A 13618-nucleotide genomic window follows, 5' to 3' on the forward strand; every position below is an offset into this window, starting at 1 on the left:
ACGTTACCTTGTGTGACATCGCACCCAGAGGTGAGACGCGGACCCGGCGCGTGCCTGCGCGTCCTTGCGGCCTGCGGGGTGCTCGGCGGGCTGCTGGCCGCCCTGGCCGCGCTGCCGCTGGTCGGCACGGTGGGGGTCACCGTCAACAACGTCACGAGAACCCTGACGGACCTGCCGCCGAGCCCTCGGGAGAACCCGCTCGCCCAGCGCACCGTGCTCCTGGACCGGAACGGCAAGCGGTTCGCCCAGTTCTACACGGAGAACCGGACCGTCGTACGGCTCGACCAGGTCGCCCCCGTCATGCGTGAGGCGATCGTGGCGATCGAGGACTCGCGCTTCTACGAGCACGCGGGCCTGGACATCAAGGGCACCCTGCGCGCCCTGGTGACCAACACCAGGGCGGGCGGGGTGCGCCAGGGCGGCTCCTCGCTCACCCAGCAGCTGGTGAAGAACATCCTGGTCGAGAACTCCGAGACCGAGACCGAGCGCGCCCAGGCCCGCGCGCCCAGCATCCAGCGCAAGATCACCGAGCTGCGGTACGCGCTGGCGATGGAGAAGAAGTACACCAAGGCCGAGATCCTGGAGCGCTACCTCAACATCGCCTACTTCGGCGCGGGGGCCTTCGGGGTGGAGGCCGCCGCCCAGCGGTTCTTCTCGGTCGCGGCCTCCCGGCTGACCCTGGCGCAGGCGGCGACACTGGCCGGCGCGGTCCGCACCCCGTACATCACGGACCCGTCGCTGGACGCGGCGCGCAGGAAGAAACTGCGAGAGCGCAGGGACATCGTCCTGGAGCGGATGGCCCAGCTGTCGTACGTCCCCCGGCCCCGGGCGGAGGCCGCCATGAGACGGCCGCTGAACCTCCGGCTGCAGCCGCAGCCCGGCGGCTGCGACGGGAGCGTCTATCCCTACTTCTGCCTGTACGTGCACAGGGAGCTGCTGACCAACCCGGTCTTCGGCCACACCCGCGCGGAGCGGGAGCGCCGCCTGGCCAGGGGCGGCCTGGTGCTCCGCACCACCCTGGCGCCGAGGGCCCAGCGGGCCGCGGAACGCGCCATCGCCGCGCGCGTCGGCGGCAAGGACACCGAGGTCGCCGCCGAGGCCATGATCCAGCCTGGCACCGGGCGGATCCGGGCCATGGCGGCGAGCAAGAAGTACGGCCTCAACACCGGCGGCAAGAACAACGGCCCCCGCACCACCTACAACCTGGTCGCCGACACCGCGCACGGAGGCGGCCAGGGATTCCAGGCGGGGTCGACGTTCAAGGTGTTCACCCTGGCGACCGCGCTCAGCCAGGGCTGGCGGTTCGACCAGGGTTTCATGACACCCGGCAGCTTCGTGCCCGACAGCGGTTTCAAGAACTGCCTGGGCCGCAAGGTCAACGACCCCGGCGCGGAGATCTTCAACGCGAGCGGCGAGGGCAACGGCGGCCCGCAGAGCCTGTCCACCGGTACCTGGAAGTCGGTGAACATCTTCTACATGATGCTGGAGCAGCGGGTGGGCCTGTGCCCGGTCGTCAGGACCGCCAAGGCGATGGGCATCGCCCGCGCCGACGGCGCCCCGCTGCGGGAGGTGCCGACCTTCACCCTGGGGGTGAACGAGATGGACCCGGTGACTGTGGCGGCGGCGTTCGCCGCGTTCGGGGCGCGGGGCCGCTACTGCCGCCCGCTGGCCATCGTCGAGATCGTCGAGCGGAACGGCAGGCACTTCCGCGTCCCACCCAGCTGCGCGCAGGCGATCGAGCGCGACGTGGCCGACGCGGTCAACTACCTGCTGTCCGGGGTGTTCACCAAAGGCACCATGACCGGCCAGAGCATCGGCCGCCCGGCGGCGGGCAAGACCGGCACCAACAACGGCTACACGTCGGCCTGGTTCGCCGGCTACACCCCCGACCTGGCCGCGGCGGTCAGCGTGGGCGACATCCGCGGCTCCTACCGCTACCCGCTGCGCGACGTCGAGATCGGCGGCGAGTACTACGGAGCGGTCCAGGGGGCCTCCCTGCCGGGGCCGATCTGGGTGTCGTCCATGTCCGCCGCCCTGCGGGACGTCTCGCCGCGTTCCTTCCACCACCCGGACATGGGCCGTTTCGGCGGCGGGTTCACCCCGGGCCTGAAGGAGGCCGAGGAGGCCGAGAAGGCCAAGCGCCGTGACGGCGGGCGTCGCGGCGAGGAGGCCCACGCGGACGGGCCCCGCCGGGCTCGCGGCTTCCCCCGGAACCGCGGTTTCCCCCGGGCCCGCGGTTTCCACCGGGCCGCGGGTCCGGGAGTTCGCGATGGCGGAAGAGGAGGCGGCCTGCCGCCCGGCAACGCGTGGTAGGACCGGCCCAGGTCGTCCGGCGGCGACCGGACGACCTGGGCCTGGCCGGTCCGTGGTCACCGGACCACGACCGGGGACGACGCCCCTCTCACCAGCGGGGCCGGGGCACCGGATCCGTCGGCGGGGACCGACCAGACGTCCGGGCCCTTGGCGTACATCACAGTGCGCCCGTCGAGCCAGGCCACCTGGTCGTCAACGCTCGCGGTCTCGGCCAGCGGCGTCTCCCGCATCGTCGACAGCTCCAGCATGTGGAGCCGCCACATCCGGCGCGGGTCGGCGGAGACCCGCTTCTTGAACACCAGCCGGGTCCCGTCGGGAGACAGCGACGGGCACTCGGCGTTCTCCCTGAGCGCCCGCACCCGCCAGTCGGCGTAGTCGCCCTCGACGAGATAGGTCTTCCCGCCGGTGGCGAGGGTCGCGTAGAACCGGTTGTCGTCGGCGGCGAAGGTCACCCCCCAGTAGTTCACGTCGACCGCGTGGTGACGGCGGCCGTTCAGGGTCAGCGGGATGTCCTCCATGTTGGTGACAACGTAGCCGGTGCGGGTGTCGAGGATCCCCGTCCAAGTGGAGAAGCCGCCCTCGTTGTAGGAGTCGCCGGTGACGAACACGGTCCACGACGCCATCCGGCCGCTCTGCGACATCCTCGCCCGGTTCGGGATCCCGGCCAGCCTGATCCGCCGGGTCTCCCGCATGGAGCGGTCGAGGATCACCGCGTCCGTGCTGACCAGTGCCCCAGGCTTGGCGACCAGGCAGATCGAGGTGCCACCCGCCGTGGAGAACCGGTTACAGGCCGGACCCGCGGCGGTGGGGAGGGCCGAGGGGGCACCGAGCGGCACCCCGGCGACCTGGCCGGCGGCCGTACGGAACATCAGCTGCCCGGGACGGAGCACTCCGCCGTCCGCCACCGGTGCCGAGACCTGGACGGGGTCGCGGCGCGTGGCCCAGGCCGCGTAGCCGGCCGCCGTGCCGCCGAGGACCGCCACCGCGGCGAGCAGCACCGGCAGGCGCCGGATCGGGGTCACGTCCGCCTCCCCACCCGGGGTGGCGCCACTGCCGTTCTCACCGTGTACCTCCTCATCGCGAACCAGGCGCCGAGCACACAGGCCGCGAGGCCGGCCGCCATGACGGCCAGTCCCTGGGTGCTTCCCCACATCGTCCAGACGGCGCCGAACAGGACGGATGACAGCAACCGGGTCGTCGCCTGACCGGTCTGGAGCAGGGCCAGGCCGCTCGTACGCAGGTGCTCGGGGAGCATCGGCCCGGCCACGGCCATCAGCACGCCGTCGGTCGCGGCGTAGAAGGTCCCGTGCAGGATCAGCACCGCGACGAGCCATCCCGGTCCGAGCAGCACGAGGTAGGCGGCGATCAGGGCGACGTGCCCGGCCAGGAAGACCGGCACCCGGCCCAGCCGGTCCGCGAGCCGCCCGACGGGCACGGCCAGCAGCAGGTAGACGGCGGCCGTGCCGATCGACAACAGCGGGAAGTACACCGTGTCGATCCCGCCGCGCTTCTGCAGCAGCAGGTAGACGAACGCGTCGCCGACGGTGACCAGGCCGAGGACCGCGGCCACCACGCAGACCCGCCGGAACGCCGCGTCGCGCAGCAGCCCCAGCGCGGCGCGCGGCGAGGTGGCCGGGCGCGGGGCGGGCAGCGGGGCGGGCAGCGGCGTGCGCCGGTCACGGACGTACATGACCAGCAGCAGCACGCCGAGCACGGCCACACAGAAGCTGACCACGAACACCACGTCGTAGGCCCCGCCGGTGCCCGTCAGGACGGCGAACGCCACCAGCGGGCCAAGCAGCGCGCCGACGGTGTCCATGGCCCGGTGCACGCCGAACGCCTGACCGAGCTTGCCGGCCGGGGCGCTCAGCGAGATCAGCGCGTCACGCGGGGCCGTGCGCAGTCCCTTGCCGGTCCTGTCGACGGCGATCACCGCGCCCAGCGCCGCGACCGAGCCGCCCGCCGCCAGCAGGGCCGGCTTGCAGAGCGCGGACAGCCCGTATCCGATTCCGGCGATGAGTTTGCGCCGCTGCCACCGGTCGGCGAGGTTGCCCCCGGCGAGGCGGACCAGCGCCGTCACGCCGAAGGAGAGCCCGTCGAGCAGGCCGAACTGCAGCGGGCTGAGACCGAGGAAGAGCGTCAGGTAGAGCGGCAGCACGGCCGTGACCATCTCCGAGGAGATGTCGGTGACCAGGCTGACCGCCCCGAGCGCGAGCACGTTCCCGGGGACGGTCCAGGAGAGCCGGGGCCGCGGACGTGCTCCGTCCGCGGTCCGGCTTGCCGAGACGTACATCTAGTGGCAGGCGTAGGTGGGGCCGGTGTCCTTGACCGAACCGTCGGTACCGATCAGCTGCCAGGAGAACGCGGCGGGGGCGAAGGTCATCTTGACTACGCCGTAGATGTCCACCAGCCGCTTCTGGCTGTTGGGCTGGACGTTCGTGATCCCGTACGGTGAGGCGCCGCCCATGCCCCCGAGGATCTCCACCATGCCCTTGGGGTCGGCCTGGGCGTCGGGGTTCTGCGGGGCGAACCGTTCGTAGTGGTGATCGTGGCCGTTGAGCACCAGGTCGGCTCCGGCGTCATAGAGGATCTTCCAGACCGGCTTGCCGACCGGGTCGTTGCCGTGCTCGCCGGAGCTGAACAGCGGGTGGTGCCAGTAGGCGGCGATACAGCCCTTGGTGTTCGCGGCCAGGTCGGCCTTGAGCCAGTTGATCTGGGCCGTCTGGTCGAAGTAGTTGGAGTCAAGGGCGATGAAGTGCCAGTTGCCCCGGTCGTAGCTGTAGTAGGTCTTGCCCTGCGGGGTGGCGATGGAGCCGAAGTAGCCCTTGTATCCCGCGTAGGTTCCGGCCGGGTCGTAGGTCTCGTGGTTGCCTACGGCGGGGCGCGTCTTGCTCTTGAACCTGCCCCACGTCTTGTCGTAGTAGTTCTGGAAGTCCGAGAGCCGGGCGTCGTCGTACTGGTTGTCGCCCATGGTGATGACGAACTCGGGGTTCATCGCCTGGACCTGTGCCGCCGTCTTGGGGTGGGCGCAGGAACTGGAGCTCGCGGTGCACTGGGCTGCGATGTCACCGGCGGCCGCGACGACGAAGGTGTCGCCCGGGGTCACCGTCGGGGTCGCTGTCGGGGTCGCTGTCGGAGTGGGGCTGGGCGTGGAGGTACCGCCGCCGAACACCTGGAACTCGTACAGGGAGTAGCCGTAGGAGGTGCCCCTGACGGTGCCGTACATGCGGACGTAGCGCCCGGAGCCCGACAGGCCGGTCAGGTCGTCCTGGCCGCCGTCACCGCTGCTCGTGGAGTAGACGGTGGTCCAGTTCGCGGCGTCGTCGGAGACCTGGATCGTGTACGCCTTGCCGTAGGCGGCCTCCCAGAACAGCTTGACCCGGGAGATCGAGGAGATCACCCCCAGATCGACGCGGATCCACTGGGGATCGCTGCCCTCCAGGGAGGCCCAGCGAGTCGAGGTGAGGTTGCCGTCGACCGCCTTGCCCGAGCTGTAGGAGGAGCCCTCCTTGGACGAGGAGGAGGCGGGCCTGCCCTGCGACAGCAGGGTCTCGGCGGCTTCGGCGCGGCCGGTGGCGACCAGGACCCCGGCCAGGAGGACGGTGACCGCCGAGAGGGTGAGAAGGAGGCGGTGGGGGACGGAGTGAGGCGTGCTTGATGACACGGGCTTGTCTCCTGTGGGGGCTAGAGACGATGATCACGGCGCCCGTCGCGGCGCCGTGCACAACGCGGCCGGGGCAGCACAATCCCTCACTGAGCGCGTCACGTCCCCTCCGGGACGCCGCGCCAAGCCACTCTCCGGCATAGTGACAAGCCGTCGGGGAGACTGTCAACGGAAGTTAGGAAGGTTTCCTAACCTGAAACCTCGCGCACCGGAAAAGCACGCGTCGCCGACGGCGTTCCCGCTTCCGGGCGGACCACGCCGCATCCGGAAGCGGCGTACCGCGGAGGCGACTCGGTGCCCGCTCTCACGCCCCCAGGCAGGCGGGGCCGAGCAACTGCTTCAAATCGCCCATCAGGGCCGGTGAAGGCGACACCCGCAGGCGGTCGTCGAGGCGCATGATGGTGGTCTTGGGGCCGTTGTGCACCTGCAGGTGCACCTCGGTGGTGCCCGGATGGGCGGTCAGCACCTCCTTGAGGCGGCCGACCACCGGCGGGGTGCAGCGGGTCAGGGCGAGGCTGACCGCCAGGGGACCACCGGCCTCACGGGTCAGGTCCGGAGCCGTCACCTCCATGGCGATGATCTTTCCGACGTCCTCACGCTTGTCCAGGCGGCCCTTGACGAAGACGATGGCATCCTCGGCGAGCACGGTCGCGCAGAGCTGGTAGGCCGAGGGGAAGATCATCACCTCGATGGCACCCTCCAGGTCCTCCAACTGGGTCAGCACCCAGGTGTCGCCCTTCTTGGTGACCTTGCGCTGCAGGCCGCTCAGGATGCCGCCGACGGTGACGACCTGGCCGTCGGGACGGTGCTCGTCCTGGAGCGAGGCGATCGAGCAGTCGGCGCCGGAGGCGAGGATGTGCTCCACGCCGAAGAGCGGGTGGTCGGAGACGTACAGGCCGAGCATCTCCCGCTCGAACTGCAGCAGCGTGTTCTTGTCCCACTCGCCCACCGGGATCTGCACGTCGAAGGTCTGGTCCTCGGCGCCCTCGACCGCGCCGAACAGGGAGTCCTGCCCCTGGGCCTCGTTCTTCTTGATGCCGATGATGCTGTCGACCGCCTGCTCGTGGACCATCACCAGGCCCTTGCGCACGTGCCCGAACGAGTCGAAGGCGCCGGCCTTGATCAGCGACTCGATGACCCGCTTGTTGCAGACGACCATGGGGACCTTACGCAGGAAGTCCTTGAAGTCGGCGAAGCGGCTCTTCTCCTTGCGCGCGGCGATGATCCCGTCGACCACGTTGCCGCCGACGTTGCGGATGGCCGACAGGCCGAACCGGACGTCGGTGCCGCGCGGCGTGAAGTCGAAGTCGGAGTCGTTGACGTCCGGCGGCAGCACCTTGATGCCCATCCGGCGGCACTCGTTGAGATAGAGGGCCGACTTGTCCTTGTCGTCCTTGACCGAGGTCAGCAGCCCGGCCATGTACTCGGCCGGGTAGTTGGCCTTGAGGTAGGCGGTCCAGTAGGAGACCAGGCCGTAGGCGGCGCTGTGCGCCTTGTTGAAGGCGTAGTCGGAGAAGGGCAGCAGGATGTCCCAGAGCGTCTTGATCGCGGCCGCGGAGTAGCCGTTGTCCTTCATGCCCTGCTCGAACGACTCGAACTGCTTGTCCAGCTCCGCCTTCTTCTTCTTGCCCATCGCGCGGCGCAGCAGGTCGGCCTTGCCGAGCGAGAACCCGGCGACCTTCTGCGCGATGGCCATGACCTGCTCCTGATAGACGATCAGGCCGTACGTGGTGCCGAGGATCTCCTGCAGCGACTCCTCGAACTCCGGGTGGATCGGGACGATCTCCTGCTGGCCGTTCTTGCGCAGCGCGTAGTTGGTGTGGGAGTTGGCGCCCATCGGGCCAGGCCGGTACAGCGCGCCGACGGCGGAGATGTCCTCGAAGTTGTCGGGCTTCATCAGCCGCAGCAGCGACCGCATGCCGCCGCCGTCCAGCTGGAACACCCCCAGGGTGTCGCCCCTGCCGAGCAGCTCGTAGGTCTTGCGGTCGTCCAGCGGCAGCTTGAGCAGGTCGATCTGCTCGCCGGTGTTGGCCTCGATCATCTTCAGGCAGTCGTCGATGATCGTGAGGTTGCGCAGGCCCAGGAAGTCCATCTTCAGCAGGCCGAGCGTCTCGCAGGTCGGGTAGTCGAACTGCGTGATGATCACACCGTCGGAGTCGCGGCGCATGATCGGGATGTAGTCGGTCAGCACCTCCGCCGACATGATGACCCCGGCGGCGTGCACGCCGGTCTGCCGGATCAGGCCCTCCAGGCCCTTGCCGAGGTCCATCGCCGACTTGACGTCGACGTCCTCCTCGTACAGCCTGCGCAGCTCGCCGGCCTCGTTGTAGCGCGGATGATCTTTGTCGAAGATGCCGGAGAGCGGGATGTCCTTGCCCATCACCGCGGGCGGGAACGCCTTGGAGACCTTGTCGCCCAGCGCGTACGGGTGGCCCAGGACGCGGGCCGCGTCCTTGATGGCAGCCTTCGCCTTGATGGTGCCGAAGGTGGCGATCATGGCGACCTTGTCGGCCCCGTACTTCTCCGTCACGTACCGGATCACGTCGCCGCGCCTGCGCTCGTCGAAGTCGATGTCGACGTCGGGCATGGAGACGCGGTCGGGGTTGAGGAACCGCTCGAAGATCAGCCCGTGCGGCAGCGGGTCGAGGTCGGTGATGCCCAGCGCGTACGCGGCCAGCGAGCCGGCGGCCGAGCCGCGGCCGGGGCCGACCCGGATGCCGTTGTTCTTGGCCCACATGATGAAGTCGGCGACCACGAGGAAGTAGGAGGGGAACCCCATCTGCAGGATGACGCCCATCTCGAACTCGATCTGCGTGCGGTGCTCGGCGTCGACGCCCTCGGGGAAGCGCCGCTCCATGCCCCGCCAGATCTCCTTGCGGAACCAGCTCTCCTCACTCTCCCCCTCGGGCAGGGGGAAGGTCGGCATCAGGTTCTTGAAACCGAACATGCCGCTCGGGTCGACCTTCTCGGCGACCAGCAGGGTGTTGCGGCAGCCCTCGGCCCACAGGTCCGAGGAGTCGACCGCGCGCATCTCGTCGGCGTTCTTGATGTAGTAGCCGCTGCCGTCGAAACGGAAGCGGTCGGGGTCGGACAGCTGCTTGCCGGTCTGGATGCACAGCAGCGCGTCGTGGGAGGTCGCGTCCGACTCGTAGGTGTAGTGGGAGTCGTTGGTCACCAGCGGCGGGATGCCCAGCTCGCGCGAGATGCGGGTCAGGCCGTCCCGGACCCTGCGCTCGATGTCGAGCCCATGATCCATGATCTCCAGGTAGTAGTTCTCCTTGCCGAACAGCTCCTGGAACCTGGCCGCCGCCGCGACCGCCTCGTCGTACTGCCCCAGGCGCAGGCGGGTCTGCACCTCACCCGACGGGCAGCCGGTGGTGGCCATCAGCCCCTCGGCGTGCTCGGCGAGGATCTCCGCGTCCATCCGCGCCCACTTACGGACGAAGCCCTCGGTGTAGGCGCGTGAGGAGAGCTTCATCAGGTTGCTCAGACCCTTGGCGTTCTTCGCCCAGATGGTCATGTGGGTGTAGTAGCCACCCGCCGAGACGTCGTCGCGCTTCTGGTGCGGCTCGCCCCACAGCACCGGCTTCTTCTGGTGCCGGGAGGCCGGGGCGACGTAGGCCTCGATGCCGATGATCGGCTTGATCCCCGCCCCGGTCGCCTGCTTGTAGAAGTCGTAGGCCCCGTGCATGTTGCCGTGGTCGGTGATCGCGATGGCGGGCATGCCCAGGTCGCCGACCTGCTTGAACATTTGCTTCAAACGGGCGGCTCCATCCAACATGGAGTACTCCGTGTGAACGTGCAGATGCACAAACGAGTCTGACATGCGGCCCCGTCCTCCCCTAGTCGCACCGTCGGCGGGGAAAGCGTATCCAAATCCGAGTTCCCAAAGTGACCCGTGTGCTCCGGGTCGTCTCTCCCTCTCAGTCTCGCTCGGCGGGCGCCGAGCGGCGTTCCTCGGCGAGGTGCAGGCCCGCCTCGATGACGGCGTTCATGATGGGGGCGAGCCGGGCCTCGCCCAGGACGGGGGCGCGGCGGGCCATCTCGGCGACCACCTGGCGCTCGCGGGCGGCGTCGCGACCGGCGAAGCCTCCGACGGGCTTGAGGCGCTGGATGGTTCCGGCGAGCTCGGCACGGCGTTCCAGCAGGACGGCGAGGGCGGCGTCGACGCGGTCAATGGCGTCGCGGGCGGCGGGCACCGAGTCGGGGACCTCCCTGCGGGTGACGGCACCGACGATCCTGGTGGCCTCCAGCGCGGCCAGCGCGTCCTGCTCGGTGGCGCCGGGGTCCAGCAGGAGGCCGTCGGCGCCGGCGGCGATCGCGGCGGCGGCCAGCGCGGGGTCCGCGCCGAGGTCGGCCAGGACGGGGCGGCCCGACCTCGTCCGCGCGGCGCGCATCAGGGCGAGGTCGAAGGTGGCGCCGCCCGGGTGGGCGCGGCCGCTCTCGCAGAGCATGATCTGGTCGTTGCCCTCCGCCACGCAGTGGCCGGCGACCGCCAGCCACTCCTCCAGCGTCGCGGAGGAGGCCCGCTGGACGAGCACCGGCAGGCCGAGCCTGGCCGTGGCGCGTACCAGCTCCGAATCTCGCATCCAGGCCGCGCCGACCACCACGCCGTCCGCACTCTCGGCGATCACCGGCAGGTCTCCCGCCGAGGACGGCTCCACCAGGAGCGGCCCCGCCCCCTCGGCGCGGGCCGCCACCACGGACTCGGCGGCGGGGACCCCACCGTGCCGGTCCCGCAGGCTGATCCAGCGGGCGTCCGCACCGGAGCCGCCTATCACCACGGCCGGTCCGGCCCCCACCGTGAGCGCACCCAGCCCTACCGCTGCGCGTTCCAGAGGTGCGGTGGTCGACATGAGGCTCCCCCATGCTCGGCCGGCGCGCGTCCCGCGGGCCGGCGGCCGTTCGGAAAGAGGTGTTCGAAATGAAAAAGGCAGAGACCTCGCGTCTCCGCCCGGTGCGGCTCCGGCTGGTCGCCAGGCCCTGTCCCTCGGATCTCCTGCCTGTCTCCTGCCCACCGCGTTGCCGTCGGTCACCGCGGCTCACTGCTCCGCCTTGCGAGGGGCCGCCCGACCGACCCTCGCCACGGTAAGATCCGCGGGACAGAGGCTAGATCACGCTGTCACGACCGGCTCTCCGGAGCCGGGCCGGTAAACGCGAAACAACAGGTCATGGGGCCAATCTTAGGTCATCTGCTGGACACCCGTCACGTACTGGACAGCGCATCTCAGGATATGGACTTTTCCCCGGCGAGTGAGTCGATCACTTTACTGGGCTATGAGAGTATTCGGGGGTTCCGAAGGAGGTAAGCCGGTTGATGGCCGAAGCACAGCCCGAGGGGCGCCGTATCGCCTCCCGTTACCACCTGCTCGAAGCCATCGGCCGGGGTGGCATGGGCATCGTGTGGCGGGCCCATGACGAGCTTCTGGACCGCGAGGTCGCGATCAAGGAGGTCCGCTACGCCGACATGCTCGGCGAGGACAACCAGGAGGACTTCAACCGGCGCACCAAGCGCGAGGCACGTGCCGCCGGGCGCCTGACCCACCCGAACGTGGTGGTCGTCCACGACGTCGTCGAGGAGGACGGGCGTCCCTGGATCGTCATGCAGCTGGTGGAGTCGCGCTCCCTCGGCAAGGTGCTGAGGCAGGACGGGCCGCTGCCGCCGCAGCGGGTGGCGGAGATCGGCCTGCAGGTGCTGGAGGCACTGCGCGCCGCCCACGCCCAGGGAGTGCTGCACCGCGACGTCAAGCCGGAGAACGTGCTGCTGGCCGACGACGGCCGGGTGGTGCTGACCGACTTCGGCATCGCGACGCTCGAAGCCGAGACCGCGCTGACCATGACCGGCATCGCGGGCACCCCCGCGTTCATCCCTCCCGAACGCATCAAGGGCGGCAGCGCGCAGCGCGAGTCGGACCTGTGGTCGCTCGGCGCGACCCTGTACGCCGCCGTCGAGGGCAAGCCCCCGCACGACCGGGGCGGTGCGCTGCCGACCATGCACGCCGTCCTGAACGACGAGCCCGAGCCCCCGGTCCACGCCGGGCCGCTGGCCCCGATCCTGGAGGGGCTGCTCCGCAAGGACCCGGCGCTGCGCATGCCCTACAAGGAGGCGGAGCGGCTGCTGCGCAGGGTGGCCGAGGGGGCGGGCAACCGTGACCGGCCCGCCAGGACCGCCGTCATGCCCGCCGTGAGCCCGGCGGCCGACACCGATCCCGGAGCCCGCTTCCAGGCCGGCGCCCTCCCCCAGACCGGCGCGAAGCTGGACTCCGTACCCGCCGAGTCCGGGGACGAGGTGGCGCCCGCGCGGGGCGAGGAGCCGCCGAAGGCCACCGCGGAGCCGCCCGCCGGAGACGTACGGCGGGAGCCGGGCGCCGGGGCGAAGGCGAAGACCGCGAAGGCGGCGCCGGGGGCGAAGCCCGGTGCCAAGGCCGCCCCCGGCGCCGGGAGCGGTCCCGCTCCGGAGGCCGCGGACGACTCCGAGGCGAACCGGCCCACCAGCAGGGCACCCTCCGGCGCCAGGGCCGCCGGAGCGGCGGCCGCGGCCGGCGCGGCTGCGGCGGCGAGGTCCGCCGCCGCGAGCTCCGGCATCGCTTCCGAGCCGGCACCGGCCCCGGAGGCGAAGCCCGCCGCCGCGTCTCGTGCCACGCCCCCGCCCGCCGTGGCCGAGGAGAGACCCGCCGCGAGCCGCGAGGGCGCCCCTCCCGCCGCGGCCGAGCAGGGATTCGCGCGCCGGAGGCCCGTCCCCGTCTCGCGGCCCAACCCCTTCCCGCCGGTGGGCCGCGAGCCCTCGCCCAGAGCAGAGCCCGCGAGCGAGCCCGCACCCGCCCAGTGGCGAGAGCCCTCGGCCCCCTCCTACGCCGGCCATGACCACGAGGCGGCCACGCTGACCTCGCAGAAGCGCGGCGGCTCCCAGCTGAAGCGGGGGCTGCTGGTGCTGCTGCCCGCGCTGCTGGTCGTCGGCGGGGTCGCCGGCTGGCTCGGCATGCGCAGCCGCGAGAACGAGGAGGCCACGCGGGCCGGCTCGGGGAAGCCGGGCACCTCAAGCGCGCCGAGCGTCCCGAGCGGCGATGCCAAGGCGACCCCGCAGGGCTCACCCGAGCCGGCGTCCTCTCCCCCGCCCAGCCCGAGCCCCACCAAGACCGAGAAGAAGTCCGCCCTGCCCTCCGGCTGGCGGATGCACAAGGATGCCAACGGCTTCTCGATCGGCCTGCCCAAGGGGTGGAGCGTGGACAAACGGCCCGGCCAGCAGGTGTGGTTCCGCGGCCCCGACCGGACCAGCTTCGTCTTCGTCGAGTACGTCGACCGGGCGGGCCCCGACCCCAAGCGGGACTGGGAGAACCAGGAGGGGTACAGCCGCGGCAACTTCCCCGGCTACAAGCGGATCAAGATCGAGAAGGTCGACTACATGGTGAAGGCCGCCGACTGGGAGTTCACCTGGCAGATGAGTTCGGGCAAGGCCCGGGTGCTCAACCGGGGGTTCGTCACCAAGGGCGGCCGGGGGTACGCCATCTACTGGCACACCCTGGCCAAGGACTGGAAGAAGAACCTGCACTACTTCGAGGGGTTCGCCGCGACCTTCTCCTCGAAAAAGTAGGGCGGATCCCTACCGGCTACGATTCGTGGGGCTCGGAGGGAGGCGGGGGA

General features: G+C 70.7%; 7 protein-coding genes. 2 read left to right on the plus strand and 5 right to left on the minus strand.

The features are described 5' to 3' along the window. Positions 1-30: 30 nt before the first annotated feature. Positions 31-2313 carry a transglycosylase domain-containing protein gene (locus ACWD3H_RS13910; protein WP_451955198.1) on the plus strand — a complete coding sequence of 761 codons (2283 nt, stop codon included), beginning with the start codon at positions 31-33 and terminating at the stop codon, positions 2311-2313. A gap of 56 nt (positions 2314-2369) precedes the next feature. Here ACWD3H_RS13910 and ACWD3H_RS13915 read toward each other — a convergent pair whose 3' ends face one another. The 5 genes from ACWD3H_RS13915 to ACWD3H_RS13935 all read right to left on the minus strand — a co-directional run bounded on the left by ACWD3H_RS13915 (position 2370) and on the right by ACWD3H_RS13935 (position 10833). Then, entirely contained in the window at positions 2370-3335 is a 966-nt protein-coding gene (locus ACWD3H_RS13915) for a TolB family protein (RefSeq protein ID WP_451955199.1), read from the minus strand. Then, positions 3332-4606: an MFS transporter gene (locus ACWD3H_RS13920; RefSeq protein WP_451955200.1), complete on the minus strand. Its 1275-nt coding sequence runs from the start codon at positions 4604-4606 to the stop codon at positions 3332-3334. The genes ACWD3H_RS13915 and ACWD3H_RS13920 overlap by 4 nt, the downstream gene beginning before the upstream one ends. Then, a complete protein-coding gene (locus ACWD3H_RS13925) occupies positions 4607-5977 on the minus strand; it encodes a galactose-binding domain-containing protein (RefSeq protein WP_451955201.1) in 1371 nt (456 codons plus the stop codon). It lies immediately after the preceding gene. Between the two features lie 304 nt (positions 5978-6281). Further along, positions 6282-9803: a DNA polymerase III subunit alpha gene (gene dnaE, locus ACWD3H_RS13930; RefSeq protein WP_451955202.1), complete on the minus strand. Its 3522-nt coding sequence runs from the start codon at positions 9801-9803 to the stop codon at positions 6282-6284. A gap of 97 nt (positions 9804-9900) precedes the next feature. Further along, the gene (locus ACWD3H_RS13935) at positions 9901-10833 is read right to left on the minus strand and encodes a chorismate mutase (protein WP_451955203.1); all 933 of its coding nucleotides are present in this window, start codon (positions 10831-10833) and stop codon (positions 9901-9903) included. 461 nt (positions 10834-11294) lie between these two features. Here ACWD3H_RS13935 and ACWD3H_RS13940 point away from each other — a divergent pair, with 461 nt between their 5' ends. Beyond that, complete coding sequence (locus tag ACWD3H_RS13940; protein WP_451955204.1) at positions 11295-13568, plus strand: protein kinase domain-containing protein; 2274 nt, start codon at positions 11295-11297, stop codon at positions 13566-13568. The last annotated feature ends 50 nt before the right edge of the window (positions 13569-13618 follow it).

The sequence above is a fragment of the Streptosporangium sp. NPDC002607 genome (assembly GCF_053592655.1).

Coding starts and splice junctions, on each gene's coding strand:
- ACWD3H_RS13940 (WP_451955204.1), top strand. CDS start 11,295: ATGGCCGAAGCACAGCCCGAGGGGCGCCGTATCGCCTCCCGTTACCAC.
- ACWD3H_RS13935 (WP_451955203.1), bottom strand. CDS start 10,833: ATGTCGACCACCGCACCTCTGGAACGCGCAGCGGTAGGGCTGGGTGCG.
- dnaE (WP_451955202.1), bottom strand. CDS start 9,803: ATGTCAGACTCGTTTGTGCATCTGCACGTTCACACGGAGTACTCCATG.
- ACWD3H_RS13920 (WP_451955200.1), bottom strand. CDS start 4,606: ATGTACGTCTCGGCAAGCCGGACCGCGGACGGAGCACGTCCGCGGCCC.